Here is a 25,637-nt window from a genome sequence, read left to right as displayed (position 1 = left end):
TTTTAAAAACTAATACATAAAAAATGAAACGAAGGGATTTTATTAAAAATACGGCAGCTGCCGGAGGAGCTTTTTATATTGTTCCTTCCCACGTGTTGGGAGGAATGCACATACCGCCAAGTGACACTCTGTATATTGCAGGTGTAGGTGTTGGAGGGAGAGGCGGACAAGTGGTAAAAGATTTGGTCGGCACCAAAAAAGTAAAATTTGTAGCGCTTTGTGATGTTGATGAGAAAAGAGCTGCAGAAACCTTTAAGCTGCACCCAAAAACAAAGAAGTACAAGGATTTTAGAAAGGTTTACGAAAAGCATTTAAACGATATTGATGCCATTATGGTGGCTACGCCCGATCACAATCATGCAACGGTGGCAATCCCGTTTATGGGGGCCAAAAAACACGCTTATGTTGAAAAACCATTAACGCATAATATCTACGAAGCACGATTAATGGCAAAGGTGGCCAAAGAAAATGGTATTGTGACACAAATGGGGAATCAGGGAAGTTCTTCTGATGGCATTCGAACTACTCAAGAATGGATTGACGCCGGTGTGATTGGGAAAGTACACAAAGTAGACTGTTGGACCAACCGTCCGGTTTGGCCACAAGGATTAAGAAATATTACTGAAGGCGAACCCGTGCCCGAAACCTTGGATTGGAACCAGTGGCTGGGACCGGCGGCATTTCGCCCGTACAACTCAGCTTACCTTCCGTTTAAGTGGAGAGGTTGGTGGGATTTCGGTACTGGAGCTTTAGGCGATATGGGATGCCACATTATGGAAACACCCTTTAAAACACTTGGGTTAGGGTATCCAACCGAAGCAGAAGCCAGTTGTACTACCGTTTGGTCGGGAGATTTTGTTGAAGCCGATTATAGTGAAGCTTGTCCTCCTTCTTCTGTAGTGCGATTGAAATTTGAAACCGAAGTCCATGGTGAAGTGGAATTGAATTGGTTTGATGGAGGGATGATGCCAAATATTCCGGATGAATTACAAGAAGGAGAAACCGTTGGCGATAGTGGCGGTGGAAGTGTTTTTTATGGTGAAAAAGGAATTATGGTGACCGATACCTATTCAGGTAATCCCAGAATATTAAATCATTATAAAGACAAAGTAGGGACATTTCCAAAACAAACACTAAAGCGGATTAAAAACGGACATACAGGTAATTTTGTTGAAGCTTGTTTAAACGGAACGCCAACATCATCGCCATTCTCTTACGCCGGACCTCTAACAGAGTCCGTGCTTATGGGAAATCTTGCGATTAAAGCGTATCAGTATAAAGTGTTGAAACCCGGCAAGAAAGCAGGCGATTGGGCACCATATGATTATCCTGGAAGGAGAAAGATCTTGTGGGACGGGGAGAACATGAGAGTGACCAACTATAAAGATGCCAATAAATGGGTGAAGGGAAATTATAGAGAAGGTTGGGAACTTAGTTGATAATAGAAAAATAGCAATGCATCATAGCGTCTGTTACAGGCGCTTTTTTTATGGGTTTAAAGTAATAAACTATATAAAAGTTGCCAATTGTCTGCGTTCTTTGTGCCTACCCGTAAGGGCGGGGAAAACTTTGTGATCTCTCCGAGAAATGATTTCAGGCAAAGTTTGCTATGAACCCGAAAAAACCGCAAAGTATAAATAGAATTTTGAATTATAGATTTTCAATGTGTAGCAATAAATGTTATAAAGCCTGGAAGAGGGGGAAATGGAAAGTATATAAAATAAAAAAGGTGGAAATTAATCCACCTTTTTTGCCCCAAATCTTACCATGAACTTAACCTACTTATGCTATGGTGATTCAAATATATACCAAGCCATTTTTGTACCAAAAAGAATCAGTTGTAATGCAATATTTTTAGTTAAAGTGCAAGCGAGTTTTTGGAGTATGATTTTCTTTGTGAAAAAGTGGGTTGGATATTAGTTTTTTATGAAATCAAATGAAGAAAAAGAAGTTTGAACAACAGAAGTGTTTTGCATGGAAAAGACAAAAAATTTAAAATCGTGCAAAGGGGAAATGGAAAGTATATAAAATAAAAAAGGTGGAAATTAATCCACCTTTTTTGCCCCAAATCTTACCATGAACTTAACCTACTTATGCTATGGTAGACACAAATATAAGATCTTATAGATAGACCCCTGTTAAAATTCAGTTAAATTGCAAATTTTTTCGATGAAATGCACAAATTTCTTTAATATGCTCTGTCTTTCACTCCTTCATAAAAGTTCATAAAGGCCCTGTTTACTACTCTGTTACCACCCGGAGTCGGGTAATTTCCGGTGAAATACCAATCTCCAAGATTTTTTGGACAAGCCTCGTGAAGGTTATCCACGGTTTGATATATAATTTTGACTTTTGCATTGATGTCTTTCGGTGCTAATAGCTCAGAGATTTTTGCTGAAATTTCCTCGTCTGTAAAGGGTTCATAAAATGCTTGAACGGCATTTTTTACTTCTGTATCCGGTAGGTTCACCTGAGCTTTACAATTCTTGTATATTTCTTCAGTAATATGAGAAGTTCCCTTTTCTTTGTGAAGTTCTAAGGCAGCTTTGAAAGCGATGAGCCCTTCCAATCTGGCCATATCGATACCATAACAATCCGGGTAGCGGATTTGAGGTGCCGATGAAACAACCATAATAGTTTTAGGGTTCAGTCTGTCGAGAATTCTCAAAATACTCCTTTTAAGCGTAGTTCCACGAACGATACTATCGTCTATGATCACAAGATTATCTGTTGGTTTTACAGAACCGTAGGTAATGTCGTAAACGTGGGTTACCAAATCGTCCCTGCTGCTATCTTCAGTAATAAACGTACGAAGTTTCGCATCTTTAATGGCGATTTTTTCAATACGCGGTCGGTAGGAATTCAAAATTTTTGAAAGTTCTTCTTCGCTAAGGTTGTCCCCTTTTTCCTTGATCTGTTTCAAGCGCAGTTGATTGGCATAATCTTCTGCTGCTTTGATCATTCCGAAATAAGAAGTTTCCGCAGTGTTTGGTATGTATGAAAACACGGTGTTTTCGAGATCGTAATTAACCTCTTTTAAAATTTTAGGCATTAACAAACGCCCCAGCTTTTTGCGTTCTTTATATATTTCAGCGTCACTTCCCCTGGAAAAATAGATGCGTTCAAAAGAACAGGCTTTTCTTTCCAAAGGTTCGAGAATTTTTTTGGTTTTTACTGAACCATCTTTTTTTATAATGATAGCCCTTCCGGGATCCAGTTCTTGTACGTCTTCAAAATTGACATTAAAAACAGTTTGTATTACAGGTCTTTCCGAAGCAACCACTACAACTTCGTCATCTTGGTAGTAGTATGTTGGTCGAATCCCTGCAGGATCTCTAAGTACAAAAGCATCACCGTGACCCAAAAGTCCGGCCATGGCATAACCTCCATCCCAGTTTTTAGCAGCTTTTCTTAGAATTTTAGCGACATTCAATCTTTCGGCAATAATAGGAGAGGCTTCCATTTTGTTGTGCCCTTCCTTTTTTATTTGCTTGTAGAGTTTAGACACGGCATCGTCAAGAAAATGCCCGATCTTTTCCATAACGGTAATGGTGTCTGCCTTTTCTTTCGGGTGCTGACCTAATCTGATGAGGTTGTCGAAAAGTTCGTTGACATTGGTCATGTTAAAATTTCCGGCAACGATTAGGTTTCTGTGCATCCAGTTGTTTTGTCTCAAAAATGGATGAACACTTTCAATGCTGTTCTTTCCGAAGGTTCCATAACGAACATGCCCTAACATAAGCTCACCTATATAAGGAATATGGCGCTTTTGAAGTTCGATACTGTCGTTGTATTCAGGGTGTTCTTTCAGTTCCCCGTTGATGCGGGTGTTGATCGTTTTAAAAATATCTTGAATGGGCTGTGACTGATTGGAACGTACCCTACTCATATAGCGTTCTCCGGGTTGCATATTCATTTTGATACTGGCAAAACCTGCTCCATCTTGACCACGGTTGTGTTGCTTTTCCATCATCAGGTACATTTTATTGATACCATAAAAAGCACTTCCGTATTTTTCTTTGTAGTATTCTAAAGGTTTTAACAACCTAATTAAGGCAATTCCACATTCGTGTTTAATAGCGTCACTCATCGTATTCTAATAAAAAAGCCCCGAAATTTTTTTCAGGGCAGGTAGTTTTGTTTATGAAATTTCTATATCAAATTGTGTCAGGGCTTTAAACTGTTGAAGCCTTTTATAGACTTCGTCAGGACCTAATTCTTTTAATCTTCGTGTTCCAAATTTTTCTACACAGAACGAGGCTAGGTTTGAACCGTGTATCACGGCGCGTTTCATGTTTTCAAACGAATAGTCGTCTGTTTTTGCCAAATATCCTGTGAACCCTCCAGCAAAAGTATCTCCTGCTCCCGTGGGATCAAAGACTTCTTCCAGTGGTAAGGCGGGTGCAAAAAACACATTGCCATTGTGGAACAATAGTGCTCCGTGTTCCCCTTTCTTGATCACCACATATTTTGGTCCCATCGCATGTATCTTCTCGGCAGCTTTTACCAAAGAATATTCTCCTGATAATTGTCTGGCTTCCTCATCGTTGATTGTGATAACATCCACTTTTTCGATAACATCCATTAATTCGTCCAGGGTGTTGTCCATCCAAAAGTTCATTGTGTCTAGCACAATAAGCTTTGGTTTGGTTTCCATCTGGGCAATAACACTTAATTGGACGGAAGGATTTAGATTTCCTAACATCACAACATCGGCATTTTTATAATTTTCAGGAACGACGGGCTTGAAATTGGCCAAAACGTTCAGTTGAGTTTCTAATGTATCGCGGGAATTTAGATCGTTGTGATATTTCCCTTTCCAAAAAAAAGTTTTTTCGCCTTTCACGATCTCTATGGCGTTGATATCAATATTTTTTTCAGAAAATAAGTCGAGATATTCTTGCGGAAAGTCCTCTCCCACTACAGAAACAATGGCACTTTCAACATTAAATTGAGAAGCGGCCAAACTTATAAATGGAGCAGCACCACCAAGAATTTTATCTGTTTTACCAAAAGGGGTTTCAATAGCGTCAAAAGCTACGCTTCCTACAATCAGTAATTTACCCATGCAAAAATTTTTGTGCAAATATACGTTTAGTTTTCCAGTATTTCTTTCAGATTTTCAAAAGAATGATATGGAAATGCAATCAAAATGGAGTTGACAAGCCATGGGGGGATATTGCCTTTTGGGTCACCGTACATTTGTTGAGTGACTTCAACGGAATCTTGGTCAAGGGTTCTGACCAGCCAAAACCCCTGGAAATGATCCATTCGGATTACTCTTTGGTCTTTTTCAACAAGGCTAGAGTCTCCTGGAAGAATGTCTATCTTGTATGTGATACTGTCGGGCTTACTGACAAAGAGATGTGAAATATTATCGCGATCACTAATGGGCCAAGGCAAGTCATTTTCCATCCAGAGGACGATTTCCTTGTCTGAAATCTTTTTAAGGGTTTTACTTTTTGGGGTTTTGTGATTCCACGTGTTAAGCTTGTCCCCGTCGGTCAATATTTCCACAACTTTTTCTGCTGTGGTATTGGCGATGAGTACAGCTTTGTATTCATTGATTTTGGTAGAATCCAGATTCCGGGTAAAAACCTGTATGTTGTTACTGTTTCGCTTTAAACTCCATTCTTGGGAGTGTGCCGGTATTACGGCAAAATGTAATGAAAGGATGAGGAATAATTTCATTGAGGGGTAATTTATTTATGAACTCGTTTAAACGAGTTCTATGTTATAATAAGGGTTTTATATTGTTTTCAAATCCATTGTCTGTTTTTAAATTTGGTTTTTTTGAAGCTTCAACGGCCAAAAAGTCACAGCGTTCATTCTGTGGATGGTTATTGTGTCCTTTTATCCATTGAAAATGTACTTTTTGTTTTCTGTATTCCTTTAAAAAATCGATCCAAAGGTCGGGGTTCTTCTTGTCTTTAAAATTTTTCTTTTCCCATCCGAAGACCCATTTTTTTGTAACGGCATCGACTACATATTTTGAGTCTGAAAAAACCTTGACCGTTGTATTTGGCCTTTTCAGTTTTTTCAAAGCCTCGGTTACAGCCATAAGTTCCATTCGGTTGTTGGTGGTTTTCTTAAAACCTTTGGAAAATTCTTTTTTATACGGCTTTCCAACCCACTCCATTACAATTCCGTAACCTCCGGGGCCTGGATTTCCCCTAGAAGCACCGTCGGTATAAATATGTACATCAAATTTAGTCATGAAGCAGTTTTTCAATTACTTTCGGAAAATGTGTGTATTCCAGTTCGTGGATCTTCGCAGCAATATCTTCCGGGGTATCTGAAGGCGTTACAGCTATTTTTTCCTGAAAAATAATGTTGCCTTCGTCATATTGTTCATTTACGTAATGTATAGTAATGCCCGATTCTGTTTCCTTGTTGTTCACTACTGCTTCATGAATGCGCATTCCGTACATGCCTTTGCCTCCATATTTAGGTAATAACGCCGGATGGATGTTAATTATTTTATCGGGAAAGGAATTGATGATGGCTGAAGGTACTTTCCATAAAAATCCGGCCAAAACGATCAAGTCGGGTTTTAAAGCATCCAATAGTTGTAGTACTTGCCCATTGAAAAATGCTGTTTTGTTAAAATAAAATGCGCTTTTATTGTGGGTGTTGGCGCGATCGAGTACCTTGGCGTCACGTTTGTTGGAAAGTACCGTGGTGACCGATGCTGAAACAGTCTGCTCAAAATATTTTATAATGTTTTCGGCGTTGGTTCCCGATCCCGAAGCGAAAATGACGATGTTTTTCATATGTTTATATTTTTAAAAATAAAAAAACATTCAAGAATAGGTCAATATCTTTTCATCTTGATTAGTAAATGTGTAGATGAAGGAAATGTCTCTGTTTTTAATATGTAAGCATTTTATTTTTAGGCAAAAAAAAGAATAATAATCAAGAAATTGAAGGCAAAAATAAAATAGTTGAATTAAAAATTATTAACTTTAAAAGCACATTTTAGTCCCAAAACGTTTTTTTAAAGCAAAGTTTTTTATTTTTGCCAACAATTTAAATTTTAAAAACAAAAAAATTATGTCAGACATTGCATCAAGAGTAAAAGCGATTATCGTAGACAAATTAGGTGTAGATGAAAACGAGGTTGTGCCAGAAGCAAGCTTCACTAACGATTTAGGCGCAGACTCATTAGACACTGTGGAATTAATCATGGAATTCGAAAAAGAATTCGATATTCAAATTCCGGACGATCAAGCTGAAAACATTGCTACTGTTGGTCAAGCAGTTAAGTATATCGAAGAAGCAAAATAAGCGTTTTTATAAAAGGAAATAGATCAAAAAATTTATTCATGCTTTTTTGGCGTGAATAAATTTTTTTGATAGATTGGTATTTATCAGAATAAAAAGTATTCAGATGAAATTAAAGCGAGTTGTAGTAACAGGATTAGGCGCGTTGACGCCCATAGGCAACACTGTAGAAGAATATTGGAACGGCCTCGTCAATGGTGTTAGCGGAGCTGCACCTGTGACCCATTTTGATGCGTCCAAATTTAAAACGCAATTCGCTTGTGAGGTTAAAAACTTCGACCCTACAAACTTTATAGACAGAAAAGAAGCGCGCCGTATGGATCGCTTTGCTCAGTATGCCATGGTAACGGCAGACGAGGCCTTGAAAGATTCCGGTCTTGATGTCGAAAAAGTGGACAAATACAGGGTAGGTGTTATTTGGGGAGCCGGTATTGGAGGATTGGAGACTTTTCAGGAAGAAGTAACCAACTTTGCATTGGGAGACGGAAGCCCGAGGTTCAATCCTTTCTTTATCCCTAAAATGATTGCCGATATTGCGCCCGGACTTATTTCCATCAAAAATGGATTTATGGGTCCCAATTACACTACTGTATCTGCTTGTGCATCTTCAGCAAATGCAATTATAGACGCATTGAACTCCATTCGTTTGGGAACTACCGATGTGGTAGTGACCGGAGGTTCTGAAGCAGCTGTAACAGCTGCAGGAATGGGTGGTTTTAATGCTATGCATGCCATGAGTACCAGAAATGACGATCCAAAAACAGCTTCAAGACCTTTTGATGCCAATCGGGATGGTTTTGTACTTGGAGAAGGATCGGGAGCTTTGGTGCTTGAGGAATATGAACATGCCGTAGCCCGAGGAGCCAAGATTTATGCTGAAATAATTGGAGGCGGATTGTCTTCAGATGCTTATCACATGACAGCGCCACATCCAGAAGGGATTGGAGTTGTTGCAGTAATGAAGAACTGTCTGGAAAATGCCGAAATTAAACCGGAAGATGTCGATGCGATAAACACGCATGGAACATCCACTCCGCTTGGCGATGTTGCCGAACTGAAAGCTATTGGCAAAGTATTTGGCGAAAGCGCAAAAAACATCAATATCAATTCTACAAAATCAATGACAGGTCACTTACTCGGTGCTGCCGGAGCTGTAGAAGCGATTGCATCTATTTTGGCTATGGAACACAAATTGGTGCCTCCTACCATCAATCATTCCACCGTAGATGAAAACATAGACCCCAACTTGAACCTAACCCTTAACAAAGCACAAAAACGAGACGTTAAGGTTGCTATGAGTAACACTTTTGGCTTTGGAGGTCATAATGCTTGTGTTGTTTTTAAAAAGCTGGATTAGATTATCAACCCTATTGAATGAGAATCATTCGGAAAATATTTAATTCCCGGTCACGAGATGACGGGGATTTTTTATTGGAAATTCAGCAAATACTTGGTTTTAAGCCTAAAAACATTCAATATTATAAAAAGGCATTTACACATCGGTCTGTAAATGAAAAAAACGAGGACGGACTCCCAATAAATTACGAGCGATTGGAGTTTTTGGGAGATACCATGCTCAGTACCATTATTTCCTATTATCTTTTTATGGAAGTACCTACGGGCGACGAAGGTTATCTCACTAAAATGCGTTCAAAAGTGGTGAGTAGGGAGCATCTCAACGAATTGGGAAAAGACCTCAACCTCATCAAATTTGTAAAAAGTAAGATTCCAAACGAACATTTTGGGGATAATATCCACGGAAATGTCTTTGAAGCCTTGGTTGGAGCCATTTTTCTCGATCAGGGCTATCACTATTGTGAGCGTTTTATCAGGAAGCGGGTCATAGAACCTTATGTGGATATCGAAAGTTTGGAAGGGAAAATAATAAGCTATAAAAGTTTGATTATAGAGTGGTGCCAAAAAGAGAAAAAAGAGTTTCTTTTTGATACCTATGAAGATGATGGAAATGACGAATTGAAGCATTTTGCCGTAAAACTTTACATTAATAAAAAGTTAATTTCTAAGGCAAGAGCGACATCAAAGAAGAAGGCAGAAGAAAGTGCTTCGAAAAGGGCATATTATGCACTTCAAGATAAAATCGACGAATTTTTATAACAAAAACTACATCGTTTTCGTATTAAATTCACTGCAATCAGGGAGTTAAAAGTTGCTAAGTCATAGTTATAATTATATATTTACACTTCTGTGTAAACTTATTTATGGCGGTCTATAAACTATTAGATGATTTTTATGAACATCCGTACACCCTAATCGCAATCCACGGTTCTTTAGAGGATTACAGGTTGGCTTATTTTTTGAATTTAGAGCTAAATATAAAATTGGAAAGACTGGATAATGATGTAAATATTGCAGAACAAGGAAACGTCCCGGCATTTAAATGGTTTGATGAAGAAAACGAAGTATCTTGGAATTTGTTGAAAAACAAAGCAAAGGTTGTGCTGGATAGGACTGAACCCGACCTTTTTGGGAAAAACCCGGCAATACAAGCCAAATTCTTAATACCGGAATACAACAAAGTGGATTATTTTCTTAAAATAGATGAAGAAGGGACTTATAAAAATGAAATTCCGGCCCTGATAAAGATTAAAAAGATACCGGGAATAATAACTGCATACAAAATAGACACACAACAATTAAAATCTAAAAATAACTTAATTTTTCTAACGAATGCCTAAAAGGAAAAAGACAAAAATTGTAGCGACGCTTGGTCCCGCCACAAGTACCAAGAAAGTCTTAAAAGATATGGTTGAGGCGGGCGTAAACGTATTTAGAATCAACTTTTCTCATGCTAATTATGACGATGTAAAAGAACGTATTGAGATGATACGTTCCCTGAATGCAGAATTTGGATATAACAGTGCCATTCTTGCCGATCTTCAGGGGCCAAAATTGCGTGTTGGGGTCATGAAAGAAGATGTGACCGTAAGTGAAGGAGATGAAATAACATTTGTGACCGGAGAAGCATTTGAAGGTGATGCAAACCGTGTGTACATGAACTATGCAGAATTCCCAAGAGATGTAAATCCCGGGGAACGTATTTTGTTGGACGACGGAAAGTTGATTTTTGAAGTTGTTTCAACCAATAAAAAAGAAGAAGTTAAAGCAAAAGTATTACAAGGAGGACCTCTAAAGTCCAAAAAAGGAGTGAATCTTCCAAATACCGATATTTCCCTGCCGGCACTTACCAAAAAAGATGTAGAAGATGCCATTTTCGCGGTCAAACAGGATGTAGACTGGATCGCACTATCGTTTGTAAGACACAGTGAAGACTTGATGGATCTTCAAAAACTGATCAATGAACATACAGATCATAAAATACCGATCATTGCCAAGATTGAAAAACCGGAAGCAGTAGAGAATATCGACAAGATCGTTGCACATTGCGACGGCTTGATGGTAGCACGTGGTGACCTAGGAGTTGAAATTCCTGCACAGGAAGTGCCATTGGTTCAGAAACAGTTGGTGTTGAGAGCTAAAAAAGCCAGGATTCCGGTGATTATCGCTACGCAGATGATGGAAACCATGATTTCGAGCTTAACACCCACACGTGCTGAGGTAAATGACGTTGCCAATTCGGTAATGGACGGTGCAGATGCTGTGATGTTGTCAGGAGAAACCTCGGTTGGAGCTTATCCTGTTCAGGTAATAGAACGTATGTCGAGCATTATTGAAAGTGTTGAACATTCAAACCTGATCAAAGTTCCTGCTGAACCACCACACATCAAAACAAAAAGATATATTACAAAATCAGTTTGTTATCATGCATCGAGTATGGCCAACGAGATCGATGCAAAGGTGATTACTACATTGACCAATAGCGGATATACAGCATTCCAAATTTCGGCCTGGAGACCAAAAGCGCATATTTTGGTGTTCACATCCAATGAAAGGATATTAACGCAATTGAGTTTGTTGTGGGGTGTAAAAGCCTTTCATTATGATAGATTCGTAAGTACCGATCAAACCATAGACGATGTTACTACCATGGCTCAAGAAAAAGGCTTTTTGGAAAAAGGAGATATGATGATCAGTCTTGCGGCCATGCCTATTCAGGAAAAAGGAATGGTAAACACGTTGAGGGTAACCGAAATCGATTAAAAAGGATATAGATATTATTTTTTAGATGATGCCTGCCTTATTTGGATAAATGGGGCAGGCACTTTCTATTGTTTGCATTCAACTTAAATAAAACCTAATTTCGTTTCCACACACCAATCAGACGAAATGAAATTTCGACATTCCATAGTTACCCGGGCAGCCTTGTTCTTTACGGGACTTATAATTTTTGCCATACTTTTATCCGGGTATTTGGTGTTCGAAAAGTCTTCTAAGGTAATTACAGAATATTCCAAAAAGCGTATTACCTATGTCTCACAACTGGCAGAGCAGTCTTTTTATGCCCTATTGGGAGAGGTTTCTAACGATATTGCCGTAATTGCTTCAAGTCCGACACTTCAAAATTATGTTGCCAATTCAGATAAAGAAGCAACGCAAGACATAGATCAACTTTTTTATACGATACTTAAAAATAAAAAATCTTATTTCCAGATACGTTATATAGGGGTTGAGAATAACGGAAAGGAAATTATTCGTTTCGATAAAGAGGAAGGTAAGATCGTTAAATCAGATGATCTTCAGGAAAAAGGGGATCGGGATTATTTTAAAGAAGCAGTTCATATCAAAGCAGACGAGCTTTATTTTTCAAAGATAAATTTAAATGAAGAATATGGGGTAATTAGTGAACCCCACATACCAACTCTAAGGGCGGCCAGCCCTATTTTCAATAATGGGCAGATAAAGGGGATTGTTATTATAAATGTAGATTTAAGGGACTTGTACAATACATTAGGCCAGATTTCAGGCTTAGAACCAGAACCCCAACTTTATTTAATAGACGCAGAAGGTCAATATTTGTACGCACCGGAAGAACAAAAGACATTTGCCCTTCAGAAAAAGAGCAATTATAATTTTTATGCGGATTTTAATATCGACCAGGAATCGATCTTGCCGGTTACAGGCGAAGAAGCCGGTAGCCCAAAAACAATAAACGATCATTATCTTAGCTACACAAGGGAATTAGGCTATTTTAACAAGAAAAGAAAGATCTATTTTATATCCTTAATCGAGGAAAGTGTGTTGCTGCAAAGTGCGCGAGCAGTTGGAAAAAACAGCATACAGACCTTGGTTTGGGTGTGCTTGCTTTCTATTTTGATCTCCTGGTTTTTTGTCAATTTTTTCTCCAAAAAAATCAACCAGGTCACCAACGCAATCAGTAATTATGACAAAGGAAAAACAACAACGATAAACCTTCCAACCAACAGAAAAGATGAAATAGGTGTTTTGGCCAAAGCTTTTACCAAAATGAAAGCTAAAATAGACCAAAATGTTGAAAAGCTGAACACATCACTCGAAAAAGAAAAACAAGCCAAGGCACAACGGGATGAATTTTTACAGAACATGAGCCACGAAATGCGCACTCCACTTAATGCTATTCAGGGGTTGATTCAGTTGTTGTATAAAAATTCACCTTCAGAAGATCAAGGACCTATTATTAATTCCCTCGAGAGGAGCGCCAATAATTTAGCCGGATTGGTGTACGATGTGCTCGATCATAAAAAACTGGTAGAGGGGGCATTAAAAATTGAATACAAAACAACAAATATTGCAGCACTTTTAAAAGAGATCCATTCGAGTTATCAATATGATGCACTACAAAAAGGATTAAAGTTTACAATAGACATAGATAAAAAACTTGAGGAACAAACCTACCAAACCGACCCCTTGCGGCTGTCACAAATTGTCATCAACCTGATAGTCAATGCCATTAAGTTTACCTATGAAGGAACCATTAAATTGCAAGCCCACATCAGTCAAGAAGACAAGCTTACAATAAAAGTGACAGACACCGGCATAGGCATAAAAGCCGAAAACCTGAGTAAAATAAACGACCGGTTTTTTCAGGAAGGGGAAGGCTTGTCGGGCCGGTATGGAGGCTATGGACTCGGTTTGTCGATAGTGAAACAACTCACCGGTTTGTTTGGAGGGACGTTGAAAGCAACTTCTGAAAAAGAAGTAGGTTCTGAATTTTGTGTGACCCTCCCCGTGCTGCCGACCACTGCAGAAGATGTAACAAATAATAAGGACAGACAAGCCCCTCTGCTACCAACGCTTTCCAAAAATTACAAGGTACTTCATATAGAGGATGATATTTCTACTACGGAATTGATTAAACATGTCCTTGCCGATGACGCTATTGATATAACACAACTGAACAACCCTGAAACTGCCGTCAACTATCTTGAAGCAAACAAACCCGATTTGGTGATAAGCGATTTGTTGTTGGGGCAGGAAAAGTTTTATCCTGTTTTGCAGCAACTCATAAAAGAAAAGAAAATTACTTGTCCGGTAATTATTACATCGGCGTTGGAGCCTGAGAAATTACAAAGAAAAATATGGCATTTTCAAAAACCCTTTCGGGTAGAGGAGTTAAAAGATGCTGTTTACACTCTTTTGGGAAGCCGGGAATGGACTGCTCCGGATTTTTCCAATATCTATTCAAATTATGATGAAGAGGCGCAAAAAATAAAAAAAGTGCTGGACTTGTTGCATAAGGAGTTTGAAACCTATTTAGACAGGATAGACAAAGCGGTTGCTGATGCCAATCAAAAAGAATGGGAATCCATTCAGCATAAATTGATTGTACATATCAATAATTTAAAACTCGATGAACTTTCAGCCCTTTTTCCGCAGCAAATAATGGCACTAAAAAAAGAGGATTTAGAAAAGATAAATAATGCCTTTGCCTTTTATATGTGTTGTTTTAGGGTGGAGCGGACGTTAATTTAAATTGAGCTAATGTGCGTTCGTACTTTTTCCGTTCTACTTATCACTAAGTGTGCGGTTTTAGTATTGGGCTTTTCAATTAAATATTCAAATAAATGTTCCGCCCAAGCTTTTGATAATAATGGGGGAACAGCGTTTCCAACTTGAACATAATAATTTCTTTTCGTTTTAGAAATTAAATGAAAATCATCTGGAAAAGACTGGAATCTCAAACCTTCTCTAATTGTTATCATTCTGTCCTCTTCATAGTGTATATTACATCCAATATTCGGTCTGTTGAAATGTGTGTTTAATGTGTAGTTAGGTTTTTTGGGATCAAGTCTTCCATATGTGGTTGTTCTACCTCCAGTGCTTTTAAAATACATTATTCGTTTGGTTGAAACTTCATCTGGAACATCCATATAATTGCCACCTGGTTTAACATGTTTTATAATTTCTTTGTCAGTCGGGCTTGAATATGGTGTTATTTGTAAAGTTGTGTTATCGCTATTTTTACGCATTAATTTTTGATAATCACACATTGGAGAATTCCTGTATTTCACGATACCGTCGTCAGTTGGTGATTCCAAATCAGAAATTGCTTCATACGATGAAATCCATTTCTTTTTATTTGATTCGTTCTCATAATGAGTTTGACTGGGAGCAGTTATATCAACTCCAAATTTATTACCAATGATAAATACCCTTTTTCGTTTCTGAGGCACACCATAATCCGCAGCATTAAGGGTATGAATGTTTATATGATAACCAATAGCTTCAAAGGCTTCTTTAAGATTGTCAATTACTTTAGACCCGTCAGCCGCCTTTGAAGATTTTATTCCTGTTACATTTTCAAAAAGGAAAACTTTAGGCTCAATTTTATTTACCACATCTAAATAGGAATAAACTAATGCTGATCTATTGTCATTTGGGTCTCTTTTACCTATGCCGGAAAAACCTTGGCAAGGAGGACCGCCAATTATAATATCTGCCTTAGGAATGGAATTTAAATCGACTTTAGTAATGTCTTCATTAATAATGTGGTCACCAATATTTAATTTATACGTTTCACACGCATCTTTTAAAATATCATTTGCCCATATTAAGTCATAACCAGCTTGCTTAAAGCCTAAATCAAGACCTCCACAGCCAGAAAATAATCCGATGACCTTTGTGTTGTTTTTTTTCATAATCTTCTGTCTTCAACTAAATCAGCTAAAAAGAGCTCAAAAAAATCAGTTAATTGATTAGCATTGGGAAACCCTAAGCTATTCCTATTAAAAATTATGTTTGCGATTTCTATATCGAGTTGCCTTCTTGGTGTAGTAATCCCTTCGTCTCCACTTACTGTTGTTTTTTGAGAGTTAAGATTTTCAAATGCAGTAATAACTGAATCTATTTCATTTCTTGTTAGTTGTTTTACGTCAGGAACTTTTAATTCATCAATATGAAATCCCTCAAGTTTTCTTAAACCCTCTTGATTGTTTGAATGTATCTCAAATTGTATTTGTCCAAAACAAGAGTTTAAATAAGCAGTAATAAATTTAATTTGACTTCCTTCAGTAATAGATGAATTAGTGTTTCCGTTTACAAAACTTGATAGGTAAAAAAAGTTTGTGGTTAATACTACAGGAGATGTAAAAGGATTAAAATAACAACTGTGTTTGGTTCTTTCAGCTCTTGGTATTAAAATATCGAAATTGACTTTGTTTCTATAAGCAGCATTTACAATCCTTTTCCACTTAGCAGAATCATTTGTATTATTTGCCGTAAAAACTGAATTAAGAGAAGTATCAGATTGATAAGTTGTTCCTAGTCCATTAACCGATGAGTCATCATATCGATTTGGAAAATGAATCGCTAGTTCTTGTTCTAAATCAGCTTGTTCTAAAATTAAACTTCTTGAACCTCTACTATTTTTAATACCAAAGCCTTTATTTGAATTTGAAATACCTAAATATGGTGATTTTGTAAAGTCGGGAAAAATAATTTTTGAACCGCCACTGTTTTCGGCACCACCTCGTCTTTTGTTGGTAAAGAAATCACCTAGTGGTTCTAAAAATTGAAGGGTGTCTAAGGCAGCAAATTTATCTTCTGGGTCATTGAAATGCATTTTCCAATTGTCAGAAGCATTTATGTTTCTATCTGTAATTTTTAAAGTATAATCTGATGTGATTGTAGTCGTTGTAGTTGAGTTTAGAATAGACTTTATGTCATTAGGTCTAGATAATAAATCAGAATCTATTATACGTAAAAACTTAATCTCATTAGATGGTTGTTTATTTAACACAGTAATTACAGTTGTTACTTTGAAATCTTCAAAGAAGTTTCTTGGATATAAAATAATTGCATCAACTTTATCTAAAATAAACTGTTTTAAGTGTTCTCCCTCTTCATTATTTAGAAATTTAGCCATTAAAATAATACCAGCTTTTCCTTGATTGTTTAAATAATGCCAGACATAATTAACAAAGTAGAAATATAGATTTGGCTGTGATGCAAGAGTTACGAAATTTGTTTGACCACAACTTGTAATAGCATTATTCATCAATGTTTTGTCAGCACTTGTAATTGGTGCATCTGGGTTATCATTTCTTAAAAAAGGAGGATTCATCAAAACGACATCATATCCAGAATTATTGGAATTTCTGAATGTACTACCTGCAATAATATTTGCATTTGTTGTATTATCAACACCTGAAAGGTTTTTTGAAACTAACCTAAACGTTGCTAACTGTGCTAAAAATGGGTCAATTTCAATACCGTTAATTTGATTTAATAGTTGATTATGTGTTAGGGTGTTGCCATTGGTTAGATTTAGAATATTGAGATAATCATATGCTGCATCTAACAAAGCACCATCACCTGAGCAAGGGTCTAAAACTGATGCATTAGGATTGTCAATTGTAACTGTAGATAATAATATAGATAGTTCTGTGTCTGACATAATTTTTCCCTTTTTATGAAGGATTTCTTTGTCATAGACTTTTGAAGTCAACAGATTGAAAATATATTCAGGCAAAGGGTTGTCAGATACCGCTTGAGAACCATAATTATTCAATGCCAGAATCGTGTTTTTAAAGTATTGAATAATTGATACATTAAAATTTTCAGGAAAAATTCTATCTGTAGAATTTGGGTGATTTGAGAAAACTTGATTGAAATCTAGTTGTAGAACTCTGGTATAATTGTTTGAAAGTCTATTAGTAAAGGATTGTAGGCTGTCACTCTGTGAAGGGAAACTTCTAAAATAACTCTGATTAGAGTTATTGGTTTGATTGTAATAATCTTTTAAATAAGTAAATGCCAAAAGTCTAAAAAACTCATATAGGGATAATTCATCAGATAGCTCTTTATTATAACCAAGACTACTACTTACACTTTGGTAATTTTGATAGAATGTATCTATGATTGGTTGCCAATTGTTATCCCAATCAGGTTGTGTTCGGTTAACAATTAAAGGTAATATTTGTTCAAAAGTAGCTTGAAACTCTAAGCTAGTTTGAGTAGCATCACGAGTCTGCGGATTAAATCGAGTATGAGATTTTGGATTTCCTTTTAATATGCAAGTTGATATTGGACCTTGCCTATCGGCAAAAAGAATTAACTCTTCAATATTTGTTAAGCAAAAGTATTTTGGATAACCTGGTTCCCAATATGGGGAAAAATCAGATACATATGACCGAGACTGATTTTGAAATCTTTGAGAGGTTACATCACGAGATGTTTTTTTTACTTCAATAACAAAGATATATCGGTTTGAAGATTTTAGTTTGATAGCAAAATCAGGAATTATCGTACTATTTGGGATTGATGGATGGTGTTCTAACTCTAATAAAGTGTCATACCCACAATTTGATATAGCATTATTTATTGCATTTTCTACAACTGGATGAAAACCTGTTACTTCATCAGAGTTATACCATAGATTTATCATATTAATTGATGTATTCTTTTAGTTCACTTTCTATTACCTCTAGTTCGATAGAAGTATTGTTGTATTCGTTATATTCCTTTAATAAAACTGCGTCTATTTTTCTTATTATCTCGTTTTGGTTATCGTCATATCTGTTTTCATTTGCCAAAGTTTCACCTAATTTTTCAAGCCTCTTTAGTGATTGGTTTGAAATTTTATTGACGTCAACAACTTTAATTTCATTAAATTCATAAAGCTGTATTTTTCTCAACCCATTTCCTTGACTCCTAGAATTATTTAAAATAGACAGCTTTGTAAATGTGGAATTTAAAATTGCCAAATGAGCCAATGGGGATTCATTGATGTTAATCGAGTAAAAATTGTCTGATGACAAAACCCTATCCCGGTTATATATAAAGTCAATGTTATTTCTCAAGTAGTAATTGAAAATAAAATTGCCACAGTTTTTTATTTTTATACCATACCAATTTTTGTTTAAATGGATGTTCTTTTTAACGGCCTTGTACTTGTCTGAAGGGGTGTTGATAATCTCATTCTTGATTGAGCTAATATATTCTTTAGTTGATTTCGAAATAGAACCGTTTAAAGCTAAAATATAAGCATTCCCTATAGAAGTGGAATAAGTTTTTATTTGGTATACATCTTTAATTATCGGTTTCAGTTCAGGGAACTTTTTATTGTTGAAAATAAAATATTTATTGATTATAGCAGAAGTTCCTCGCTGAATGGGTTGGGATACTATCGATTTGATTTTTTTGAAAAAAGATGATTTATAATTAACAATGCTGCCATTATTAAAAGAGTGGGTTAATAGTTCTTTTTGTTTGAAGTTTTGGGATTTAAGAGATAAACTGCCATACGATTTTATATCATTTAGGTTGTTAAGCGAGTAGTATGAAACCGATTTTCTTGTATTTTTAGTTTTATGAAACTTAATAACTGTAGCCCCAACCTCAATATTTTCAAAAGCACTTTTCTTAAAATGGTATATGTTTTCCAAAAAGCCCAATTTAATAAAAGACTCCTTTAAAAATGTACCAAAACTACTGTACAGCCAACTGTCATATATTACAGCGACCATAATCCCATTTTCTTTAAGGTGTAAAATAGCTTTTAATAGGAAATAGATGTATAAGTTAGATTGTGAAGGGATAGTTGAAACGTTATTTGAAAGTGTATTTTGAATTGCACCCTTTGAGTTTATGCCTTTTGATAACAATTCTTGCCTTACATAAGGGGGGTTTTGAATTATTAAGTCAAACTTTTCTGAAGTGCTTAAATCAAAAAAACTTCCGTTAACTAATGTCCTTTTAGGTTCATTATAAAAACTCTTAGTATCTTCATTAACTAAGTTTTCATCTATTTCAATTCCTTTTAGATAGCAATTTGCTTTTTTGTGAGGAATAGCTTTAAAAAAGGTGTTAGGCCCAATACAAGGGTCAAGAAGTGATATTTTGGGATTAATGTTCTCTTGAAGCAATCCAATCATAAATTTGGCAAGAAGAGGGGAGGTAAAAACTTGTCCTAAGTTTTCATTAGGTTTAGGTTTTTCAACCCTTTTATCAAGTTCTTTAGAAAAGAACAGTTCAAGTTGTTCTTCAAATGACTGAACGATGTCACCTATCTCATATTTTGGTTTTGAAATCGTACTAATCATTTTTATGGGTTTTATATTTTATTTGTTCTTCGGCAACTTTTAAAACATCAATTGCTTGTTTTTCATCTTTTATTATGTCATAGATTTTATTGGCTAACCAAAGGGTTTCGAGTTCAGAGTATGGAACTTTGAACAACCTGCTAATTGTCTTTAAATGTTCTTTTTTTAGGTTTTTTTGATTTCGTTCCACCTTGCTGATAAATGCGTCTCCAACCTCTAGTCTATATGCAAGTTCTCTTTGTAGCATTCCTGCATTTTCTCGTAAGGTTTTTATTTTTTGTCCAATAGTCATTTTCCCATAGTTGACTTTCCCTGTTTAGGTCAAATGTAATTGTTTCTGTGTAATTAGTCAACTTATATTGATTAGAAGTTTTCAACATTCTTTTATTCATGCCTAGGTAAGGACAAATTCTTTTGGTTTTCAACTTGCAGAGAACATCTTATGAAAACAAACTAATTTAAAAGCTTGATTTTTTGGTAGAGCTCCTTTTCGTGGCTTTGGCTTACAGGAAGGTGCATTTTTCCAATTGTTATGGCATTGTTGTCGATGGATTCAATTTTGTTGAGGTTGACAATGTAGGAGCGGTGCACACGTTGAAAAAAATCCGGCAACTTCACTTCCAGTTCTTTCAACGCCATCAGCGTAAGGATCTTTTTTTCTTTGAATACTACGGAAATATAATTGGCTTCCGATTTAAAAAACAGCACCTTTTCCAAATCTACTTTTACCAGTTTGTTCCCTTCTTTTATAAACAACCTGTTATCTTTTTCCCGATACCTGTTTACAAAATCCTGAGCTTTTTGAATCCCTCTGAAGAATCTGGGGAAATCTATCGGTTTTACCAGAAAATCTACAATTTGGTCATATTCATAAGAATGAGAAGCAAAATCTTTATTAGAAGTGACCATTACTACCGCAGATTTAGGGTCGATGGCTTTTAAAATCTCTTCCCCATTAATATCGGGAAGGTTAAAATCGAGTAGAATCAAATCAAAAGAAGAGGAATTGATAAGGTTTACCGACTCAAAACCCGAAGTAGTGGTAATAACATGGGTAATGGCATCCACCTTACTGCAAAAATGCTCAAGCAAGTCACACATCAACGGATCGTCATCTACAATAAGGCATTTCATCTGTTTATCAAATATATGGTGTATTTCGTAAAGCAATATACGTAATCTGTGTAAAAAATAAATCCCGTGCGGTTCAAAAGCTTATTATTGAACTTACTAAAACTAACTAATATGAAAACTAAACTAATTCAATTGTCATTTGTCGTTATACTGCTGATAGCGTTTACAAATTGTAAAAGAGGACAAGACAACAAAAAAGAAATTGCTGAAAATCAGCTAAAAACCGATGAGCAACCAAGGGGCGAAGACAATGTGGCCCATCAATGGGCGCAGATAGCTTTTGAAGGCACCGCAAGGGATACCGATCGATTTAAGCCCCGACCCACGATTACTTCGAGGTACCTTGGACTTATTTTTACTTCGATGTTTGATGCCTGGACCCGTTACGATGAAAAAGCATCCCCTTTATACTTAAAAGGAGTAGAACGCAGGCCAGAAGCAGAAAGAATATTAAAAAACAAGGAGATTGCTATTAGTTATGCCGCTTATAGGGCTTTGAACGAATACTATTTTTCAGATAGCACCCTGTTCAGGAACAAGATGAAAGAACTTGGGCTGGATCCTGATAACACTTCCCTTGACTCGAATACTCCCGAAGGCATAGGAAACTTGGCCGCCAAAACAGTGATTGAAGCCCGGCATAACGATATGTCTAACCAATATGGCGAAGTAGAAGGCTCTAACGGACAACCGTATTTTGACTATACAGGCTATAAGCCCGTTAATCCGGTAGATAGTATAGTCGATATCGACCGGTGGCAACCCAAATACTTTTCTGATGGCAAGGGCGGGAAGTTTGCTCCCGGGTGCTTAACGCCGTTTTGGCAACACGTAAAGCCGTTGTTGTTAAAATCGGCCGATCAGTTTCGTCCGGGGCCTCCACCTAAGGTTGGGTCTAAACAAATGGAAAAGGAGGTAAAAGAAGTGATCGATCTTCAGGCGAATTTAAGCCCGGAGGACAAAGCCTTGGTCGAGTTTATGAGAGACGGTCCTAAGTCGGCACAACAGGCAGGGCACTGGCTTATCTTTGCGCTAGATGTTTCCCGTCGCGACCAGAATACGCTAGATGAAGATGTAAAAATGTATTTCTTGGTTGAATCTGTTGCCATGGATGGGTTTATAGCTTGCTGGGATGCCAAGATGTTTTACGATTCTGCTCGCCCTTATGCTTTGGTTCACGAATATTACCAAGACCAGCTTATCAAAGCTTGGGGCGGTCCCGAAAAAGGAATGATGAAAATGGATGGAGAAAAATGGAGACCGTATTCCCCCGATACTTTTTTATGCCCGCCCTTCCCGAGTTATGTTTCCGGACATAGTACCATTAGTGGGGGTTGTGCAGAAGCTTTGCGTTTGTTTACAGGAGATGATGCCTTTGGTACTGAGGTAGAATTAGTGCCGGGAGCCCTTACCGAACCGAATAATACGGATGATCCGGTAGTGCTTAAATTCCCAACATTTACTAAAGCCGGTGAAATGGCCGGTATATCAAGAGTAATGGGCGGTTACCATATTCAGGCAGATAATATTGAAGCGCTGAAGCTAGGACGTAAAATAGCCCGGTATAACTATAAAAAATATTTGGAGCTTATAGGAGAAGAAGCGTCAGATGTAGCAAAACTAGAGGAATAGCAAATGCTTTTTAGGCCAGGTGTCTCCCATTTTACCGATTTAATAGTATTTTCGGCAAATTTTAGAATTTGTCGTGGCTCGTTTTATTCTCCACAGGCAATACCCAAGCCAACATCAAAGCAATTTTAAATAACCATTATTAATCAATCTTTTAACTTTTAAATAAATGAATAATAACCATCTAAAACAACTGGTTTTAACAGGAATACTATGTGCTGTTTTGGGCATATTTAAGTCGAATGCACAAGGATGTGTAGCCATTCGCGGTTTTTCATCATGTTCAGGAAATATTGGTGCTGGGGCTAATTTAAATAAAGGGGATTTTTTGGTCGGGACTAATTTTAGGTATTTCGAGTCGTTCAGACATTTCAGGGGGAGAGAAGAAGAAACACACCGAATTGAAGAAGGAACGAATGTAATAAATGACTCTTATTTTGTTGATATTACATTCAATTATGGTATTTCAGACAGACTGTATGCCAATCTTTTGCTACCGTTTGTTTCACACATACGCTCTTCATTGTATGAACACGGACGTGAGGAAAGGCATGAAACCCGTTCCAGTGGATTGTCTGACATGAGAATGGGCTTAGGATATTGGTTATTCAAACCCGGCAAAGCATATAATTTTGCTTTGGGGGCAGGAATCAAACTGCCAACCGGAGAGTATGCCTATGATGATACTTTTTATAATCAAGGAGATAATAACGATATGGACGTAGAAGGTGTTGTAGATCAGTCCATTCAGCCGGGTGATGGCGGACTTGGTTTTAATCTGGATATGCAGGGTTATTATATGTTGTCGCATAGTTTTACATTAACAACAACACTGTATTATTTATCCAATCCGGAAGAAACCAACGGAGTGTTAACCCGTAGAGGAACGAGCGAATTTTCAGTACCCGATCAATATGCAGCACAATTAGGTACGTTGTTTTATCCAAAGATAACAGGACTCAGTTTTTATCTGGGCGGAAGAGTTGAAGGCGTGCCATCGTCTGACCTTATTGGAGGAAGTGCAGGATACAGAAGACCAGGATATGCCATTTCAGTAGATCCGGGAATTAATTACAGTGCCAATAACCTAACCTTAAGTTTAAATGTTCCTGTAGCCGTAGAGAGAAACAGGATTCAAAGTTATAGCGATAAGCAAAGAACGGCCGAAACCGGGGAGTACAGGATTGGCGATGCGGCTTTTGCCGATTACCTTATTAATTTCAGCTTGTCTTACAGGTTTTCAAAATCAAAGCCTAAAATAGGAGATATCCACGAAATGGATTTATAAGATTAGTTATTTGTTCTAAAGAAGAATGAGGTCTAAAAATTTGTTTCCTGTTGGTTCGAGCATTATCGAGATTCAAAATACATTTTGAATTGAAGATATCAAGCGAAGCTTATCGAGAACTCAACAAATAGGTTTCGATGGCTATACCATGTGCTTTCAATAAAAATATATTTTATTTCAAGCAATGCTCAACCTGACAATACCCCTGTTTATATTACTTTTTAGACCTCTTCTTTATTTTGCTAAGGGAGTTAATCCAATTCCCTAACCCAAATATTTCTATAGCTTACACGACTATTGTCTCCATGGTCTTGAAGCCTTAATGGACTCTTTCCGTGTGCTTCGTTTTTAGGCCAACCGATATAAGAGGTGGCTCCTTTTATCTCTGTGTGGTCCTGGATAAGAACCCCATTGTGTATTACCGTAATTGTAGCCGATTTTATCTTTTCGCCTTCTGCATTGAATTCGGGAGCGTGGTAGATAATGTCGTAGGTATTCCACTCTCCGGTGGGTACAGAGGCCATGGCCAACGGAATACTTTGTTTGTATATAGAACCTACTTGTCCGTTTGCATAAGTGTCATTGTCGTTGTTGTCCAACACCTGTACTTCATATAGGTTTTGTAAAAAGATTCCACTATTTCCGCGACTTTGATTTTCTCCTTGAATTTCCGCAGGGGATTTCCATTCGATATGCAGTTGCACACTACCGAAATTTTTCTTGGTCTGAATATCACCGGCTTTGTTTTTTACCGTCATACTTCCATCGTCGTTAAGATGCCAATCGACAGCAGCACTGTCTTTGGTGCTTATCCATTGATCGAAGTTTTTCCCGTCAAAAAGAACAATAGCATCACTGGGAGCACCATTCTTTTCTGTTGGGTTTACTTTTGGCGGAACCGGCTCATAGACTTCGGTTTCTTCCGGTTTTGTGGGGTCTTCCCCACTGTATTCTTCATAAACAATAACAGAGGGTGCTTCTTTTTTATCTTGCTCAGCAGTTTTTTCAGCTAACTGCTTTGGAGCATTGTTACAGGACATGAGTCCGGCAAGGATAAATGCAGATAAATATATTTGCTTCATTTATTTGATCTCTTTGATTTTTATATTTCTGAAATACACTTTGTTTCTGTGATCTTGTAGACCAATCTTTCCGCTCTTTGAAGTTCCAAAACCGTCCCAGCCTTTAAATTTTGAATTTTCAACCATTTTGCCCCACTCTTCTCCGTGTACAGGGAATTCTGCAACTACAGTTCCGTTTAAAGTAACTGAACCTTGATTAGTGTTATGATCAACCTTGATCACACAGGTATTCCATTCTCCTGCAGGATTTACAGCATCATCTTTGCTTGGCGCCACCATGTCGTATAAGGCTCCGGCCTGATGTGTTTTACCCGCCTTAGCATCCGGATGTCTTTCATTGTCCAACACCTGTATCTCAGGACCTGTTTGGTATGCTGTTTTGTATTCTTCACCTTCTTGAACTCCCCAAAAGATCCCACTATTACCTCCTTCGGAAATCTTCCAGTCTACTGAAAGGATAAAGTTTGAATAATCTTCATTGGTGACAAGATCTCCGCTTTCATCTCCGGGCGTGAAAATCAGGACATCCTCTTCGATGGTCCAGCCTCCCGCTGTTCCTTCATCAGCATTAAAGACATGCCAAGCGTCTAAAGAAGAACCGTCAAAAAGCACTTTCCATTCGCTTTCTTTAGCTTTCTTTGTTGTTTCTACGGTTGCCGTTTCTTCAACTTCTGCTTGTTCCATCCTTTTTTCATCACTTTTTTGCTTACAGGAGAGAAGCATCAAAGAAGCGATAAATACATAAGTGATCGTTTTCATAAGTTTCATTTTTTGTTGTTTAGT

General features: G+C 37.1%; 21 protein-coding genes. 9 read left to right on the top strand and 12 right to left on the bottom strand.

All coding sequences use genetic code 11. The features are described from left to right. Window positions 1-23: 23 nt before the first annotated feature. On the top strand, window positions 24-1,439 hold the full coding sequence (locus tag OOZ15_RS02815; RefSeq protein WP_265954198.1) for a Gfo/Idh/MocA family protein: 1,416 nt from the start codon (window positions 24-26) through the stop codon (window positions 1,437-1,439). Between the two features lie 749 nt (window positions 1,440-2,188). Here OOZ15_RS02815 and OOZ15_RS02810 read toward each other — a convergent pair. Genes OOZ15_RS02810 through purN form a run of 5 tightly spaced genes read right to left on the bottom strand, consistent with a single transcriptional unit; the run spans window position 2,189 to window position 6,773 of the window. Beyond that, the gene (locus tag OOZ15_RS02810; protein ID WP_265954197.1) at window positions 2,189-4,090 is read right to left on the bottom strand and encodes an amidophosphoribosyltransferase; all 1,902 of its coding nucleotides are present in this window, start codon (window positions 4,088-4,090) and stop codon (window positions 2,189-2,191) included. Between the two features lie 51 nt (window positions 4,091-4,141). Next, window positions 4,142-5,068 (bottom strand): PfkB family carbohydrate kinase, encoded by a 927-nt coding sequence (locus OOZ15_RS02805; protein ID WP_265954196.1) that lies wholly within the window; start codon window positions 5,066-5,068, stop codon window positions 4,142-4,144. Window positions 5,069-5,094: 26 nt separating this feature from the next. Further along, a complete protein-coding gene (locus tag OOZ15_RS02800) occupies window positions 5,095-5,691 on the bottom strand; it encodes an START domain-containing protein (protein WP_265954195.1) in 597 nt (198 codons plus the stop codon). Between the two features lie 43 nt (window positions 5,692-5,734). Further along, window positions 5,735-6,217, bottom strand: coding sequence for a ribonuclease HI (gene rnhA / locus OOZ15_RS02795; RefSeq protein WP_265954194.1), 483 nt, complete (start codon window positions 6,215-6,217; stop codon window positions 5,735-5,737). Continuing rightward, window positions 6,210-6,773 carry a phosphoribosylglycinamide formyltransferase gene (gene purN, locus OOZ15_RS02790; protein ID WP_265954193.1) on the bottom strand — a complete coding sequence of 188 codons (564 nt, stop codon included), beginning with the start codon at window positions 6,771-6,773 and terminating at the stop codon, window positions 6,210-6,212. Before purN ends, rnhA begins: the two co-directional genes overlap by 8 nt. Before the next feature lie 280 nt (window positions 6,774-7,053). Between purN and OOZ15_RS02785 the strand changes: the two genes are divergently transcribed. The 6 genes from OOZ15_RS02785 to OOZ15_RS02760 all read left to right on the top strand — a co-directional run bounded on the left by OOZ15_RS02785 (window position 7,054) and on the right by OOZ15_RS02760 (window position 14,151). Next, window positions 7,054-7,287, top strand: a complete 234-nt coding sequence (locus tag OOZ15_RS02785) for an acyl carrier protein (RefSeq protein WP_008989958.1) — start codon at window positions 7,054-7,056, stop codon at window positions 7,285-7,287. A gap of 103 nt (window positions 7,288-7,390) precedes the next feature. Continuing rightward, a complete protein-coding gene (gene fabF / locus OOZ15_RS02780) occupies window positions 7,391-8,641 on the top strand; it encodes a beta-ketoacyl-ACP synthase II (RefSeq protein WP_265954192.1) in 1,251 nt (416 codons plus the stop codon). 17 nt (window positions 8,642-8,658) lie between these two features. Then, window positions 8,659-9,399 carry a ribonuclease III gene (gene rnc, locus OOZ15_RS02775; RefSeq protein ID WP_265954191.1) on the top strand — a complete coding sequence of 247 codons (741 nt, stop codon included), beginning with the start codon at window positions 8,659-8,661 and terminating at the stop codon, window positions 9,397-9,399. A 104-nt stretch (window positions 9,400-9,503) separates the two neighbouring features. Beyond that, window positions 9,504-9,980: an IPExxxVDY family protein gene (locus OOZ15_RS02770; protein ID WP_265954190.1), complete on the top strand. Its 477-nt coding sequence runs from the start codon at window positions 9,504-9,506 to the stop codon at window positions 9,978-9,980. Further along, window positions 9,973-11,403 carry a pyruvate kinase gene (gene pyk, locus OOZ15_RS02765; protein ID WP_265954189.1) on the top strand — a complete coding sequence of 477 codons (1,431 nt, stop codon included), beginning with the start codon at window positions 9,973-9,975 and terminating at the stop codon, window positions 11,401-11,403. The genes OOZ15_RS02770 and pyk overlap by 8 nt, the downstream gene beginning before the upstream one ends. Window positions 11,404-11,529: 126 nt before the next feature. After that, window positions 11,530-14,151, top strand: coding sequence for an ATP-binding protein (locus OOZ15_RS02760; RefSeq protein ID WP_265954188.1), 2,622 nt, complete (start codon window positions 11,530-11,532; stop codon window positions 14,149-14,151). Here the strand turns inward: OOZ15_RS02760 and OOZ15_RS02755 are convergent. The 5 genes from OOZ15_RS02755 to OOZ15_RS02735 all read right to left on the bottom strand — a co-directional run bounded on the left by OOZ15_RS02755 (window position 14,148) and on the right by OOZ15_RS02735 (window position 20,855). After that, the gene (locus OOZ15_RS02755) at window positions 14,148-15,317 is read right to left on the bottom strand and encodes a DNA cytosine methyltransferase (RefSeq protein ID WP_265954187.1); all 1,170 of its coding nucleotides are present in this window, start codon (window positions 15,315-15,317) and stop codon (window positions 14,148-14,150) included. The genes OOZ15_RS02760 and OOZ15_RS02755 overlap by 4 nt on opposite strands. Next, on the bottom strand, window positions 15,314-18,064 hold the full coding sequence (locus OOZ15_RS02750; RefSeq protein ID WP_265954186.1) for a BpuSI family type II restriction endonuclease: 2,751 nt from the start codon (window positions 18,062-18,064) through the stop codon (window positions 15,314-15,316). The genes OOZ15_RS02755 and OOZ15_RS02750 overlap by 4 nt, the downstream gene beginning before the upstream one ends. Window position 18,065: 1 nt before the next feature. Further along, complete coding sequence (locus tag OOZ15_RS02745; protein ID WP_265954185.1) at window positions 18,066-19,721, bottom strand: Eco57I restriction-modification methylase domain-containing protein; 1,656 nt, start codon at window positions 19,719-19,721, stop codon at window positions 18,066-18,068. Beyond that, window positions 19,714-20,013: a helix-turn-helix domain-containing protein gene (locus OOZ15_RS02740; protein ID WP_265954184.1), complete on the bottom strand. Its 300-nt coding sequence runs from the start codon at window positions 20,011-20,013 to the stop codon at window positions 19,714-19,716. The genes OOZ15_RS02745 and OOZ15_RS02740 overlap by 8 nt, the downstream gene beginning before the upstream one ends. 161 nt (window positions 20,014-20,174) lie before the next feature. After that, window positions 20,175-20,855 carry a LytR/AlgR family response regulator transcription factor gene (locus OOZ15_RS02735; RefSeq protein WP_265954183.1) on the bottom strand — a complete coding sequence of 227 codons (681 nt, stop codon included), beginning with the start codon at window positions 20,853-20,855 and terminating at the stop codon, window positions 20,175-20,177. Between the two features lie 111 nt (window positions 20,856-20,966). Between OOZ15_RS02735 and OOZ15_RS02730 the strand changes: the two genes are divergently transcribed. Together OOZ15_RS02730 and OOZ15_RS02725 are read left to right on the top strand one after the other, a co-directional pair. Then, the gene (locus OOZ15_RS02730; protein ID WP_265954182.1) at window positions 20,967-22,487 is read left to right on the top strand and encodes a vanadium-dependent haloperoxidase; all 1,521 of its coding nucleotides are present in this window, start codon (window positions 20,967-20,969) and stop codon (window positions 22,485-22,487) included. Window positions 22,488-22,653: 166 nt separating this feature from the next. Further along, window positions 22,654-23,772, top strand: a complete 1,119-nt coding sequence (locus OOZ15_RS02725; RefSeq protein ID WP_265954181.1) for a transporter — start codon at window positions 22,654-22,656, stop codon at window positions 23,770-23,772. Between the two features lie 251 nt (window positions 23,773-24,023). Here the strand turns inward: OOZ15_RS02725 and OOZ15_RS02720 are convergent, their stop codons facing one another. Beyond that, window positions 24,024-24,854 (bottom strand): 3-keto-disaccharide hydrolase, encoded by an 831-nt coding sequence (locus OOZ15_RS02720; protein WP_265954180.1) that lies wholly within the window; start codon window positions 24,852-24,854, stop codon window positions 24,024-24,026. After that, the gene (locus tag OOZ15_RS02715) at window positions 24,855-25,613 is read right to left on the bottom strand and encodes a 3-keto-disaccharide hydrolase (protein WP_265954179.1); all 759 of its coding nucleotides are present in this window, start codon (window positions 25,611-25,613) and stop codon (window positions 24,855-24,857) included. Between the last annotated feature and the right edge of the window lie 24 nt (window positions 25,614-25,637).

Origin of the sequence: Galbibacter kalidii, from assembly GCF_026241135.1 — a bacterium.
Classification (GTDB): Bacteria; Bacteroidota; Bacteroidia; order Flavobacteriales; family Flavobacteriaceae; genus Galbibacter.
Note: the sequence above shows the minus strand (reverse complement) of the source record. Positions and strands in the feature narration are given on the sequence as shown.

Excerpts from the sequence above, each read along its gene's own strand:
- OOZ15_RS02815 (WP_265954198.1), top strand. The coding sequence starts at position 24 with ATGAAACGAAGGGATTTTATTAAAAATACGGCAGCTGCCGGAGGAGCT.
- OOZ15_RS02810 (WP_265954197.1), bottom strand. The coding sequence starts at position 4,090 with ATGAGTGACGCTATTAAACACGAATGTGGAATTGCCTTAATTAGGTTG.
- OOZ15_RS02805 (WP_265954196.1), bottom strand. The coding sequence starts at position 5,068 with ATGGGTAAATTACTGATTGTAGGAAGCGTAGCTTTTGACGCTATTGAA.
- OOZ15_RS02800 (WP_265954195.1), bottom strand. The coding sequence starts at position 5,691 with ATGAAATTATTCCTCATCCTTTCATTACATTTTGCCGTAATACCGGCA.
- rnhA (WP_265954194.1), bottom strand. The coding sequence starts at position 6,217 with ATGACTAAATTTGATGTACATATTTATACCGACGGTGCTTCTAGGGGA.
- purN (WP_265954193.1), bottom strand. The coding sequence starts at position 6,773 with ATGAAAAACATCGTCATTTTCGCTTCGGGATCGGGAACCAACGCCGAA.
- OOZ15_RS02785 (WP_008989958.1), top strand. The coding sequence starts at position 7,054 with ATGTCAGACATTGCATCAAGAGTAAAAGCGATTATCGTAGACAAATTA.
- fabF (WP_265954192.1), top strand. The coding sequence starts at position 7,391 with ATGAAATTAAAGCGAGTTGTAGTAACAGGATTAGGCGCGTTGACGCCC.
- rnc (WP_265954191.1), top strand. The coding sequence starts at position 8,659 with ATGAGAATCATTCGGAAAATATTTAATTCCCGGTCACGAGATGACGGG.
- OOZ15_RS02770 (WP_265954190.1), top strand. The coding sequence starts at position 9,504 with ATGGCGGTCTATAAACTATTAGATGATTTTTATGAACATCCGTACACC.
- pyk (WP_265954189.1), top strand. The coding sequence starts at position 9,973 with ATGCCTAAAAGGAAAAAGACAAAAATTGTAGCGACGCTTGGTCCCGCC.
- OOZ15_RS02760 (WP_265954188.1), top strand. The coding sequence starts at position 11,530 with ATGAAATTTCGACATTCCATAGTTACCCGGGCAGCCTTGTTCTTTACG.
- OOZ15_RS02755 (WP_265954187.1), bottom strand. The coding sequence starts at position 15,317 with ATGAAAAAAAACAACACAAAGGTCATCGGATTATTTTCTGGCTGTGGA.
- OOZ15_RS02750 (WP_265954186.1), bottom strand. The coding sequence starts at position 18,064 with ATGATAAATCTATGGTATAACTCTGATGAAGTAACAGGTTTTCATCCA.
- OOZ15_RS02745 (WP_265954185.1), bottom strand. The coding sequence starts at position 19,721 with ATGATTAGTACGATTTCAAAACCAAAATATGAGATAGGTGACATCGTT.
- OOZ15_RS02740 (WP_265954184.1), bottom strand. The coding sequence starts at position 20,013 with ATGACTATTGGACAAAAAATAAAAACCTTACGAGAAAATGCAGGAATG.
- OOZ15_RS02735 (WP_265954183.1), bottom strand. The coding sequence starts at position 20,855 with ATGAAATGCCTTATTGTAGATGACGATCCGTTGATGTGTGACTTGCTT.
- OOZ15_RS02730 (WP_265954182.1), top strand. The coding sequence starts at position 20,967 with ATGAAAACTAAACTAATTCAATTGTCATTTGTCGTTATACTGCTGATA.
- OOZ15_RS02725 (WP_265954181.1), top strand. The coding sequence starts at position 22,654 with ATGAATAATAACCATCTAAAACAACTGGTTTTAACAGGAATACTATGT.
- OOZ15_RS02720 (WP_265954180.1), bottom strand. The coding sequence starts at position 24,854 with ATGAAGCAAATATATTTATCTGCATTTATCCTTGCCGGACTCATGTCC.
- OOZ15_RS02715 (WP_265954179.1), bottom strand. The coding sequence starts at position 25,613 with ATGAAAACGATCACTTATGTATTTATCGCTTCTTTGATGCTTCTCTCC.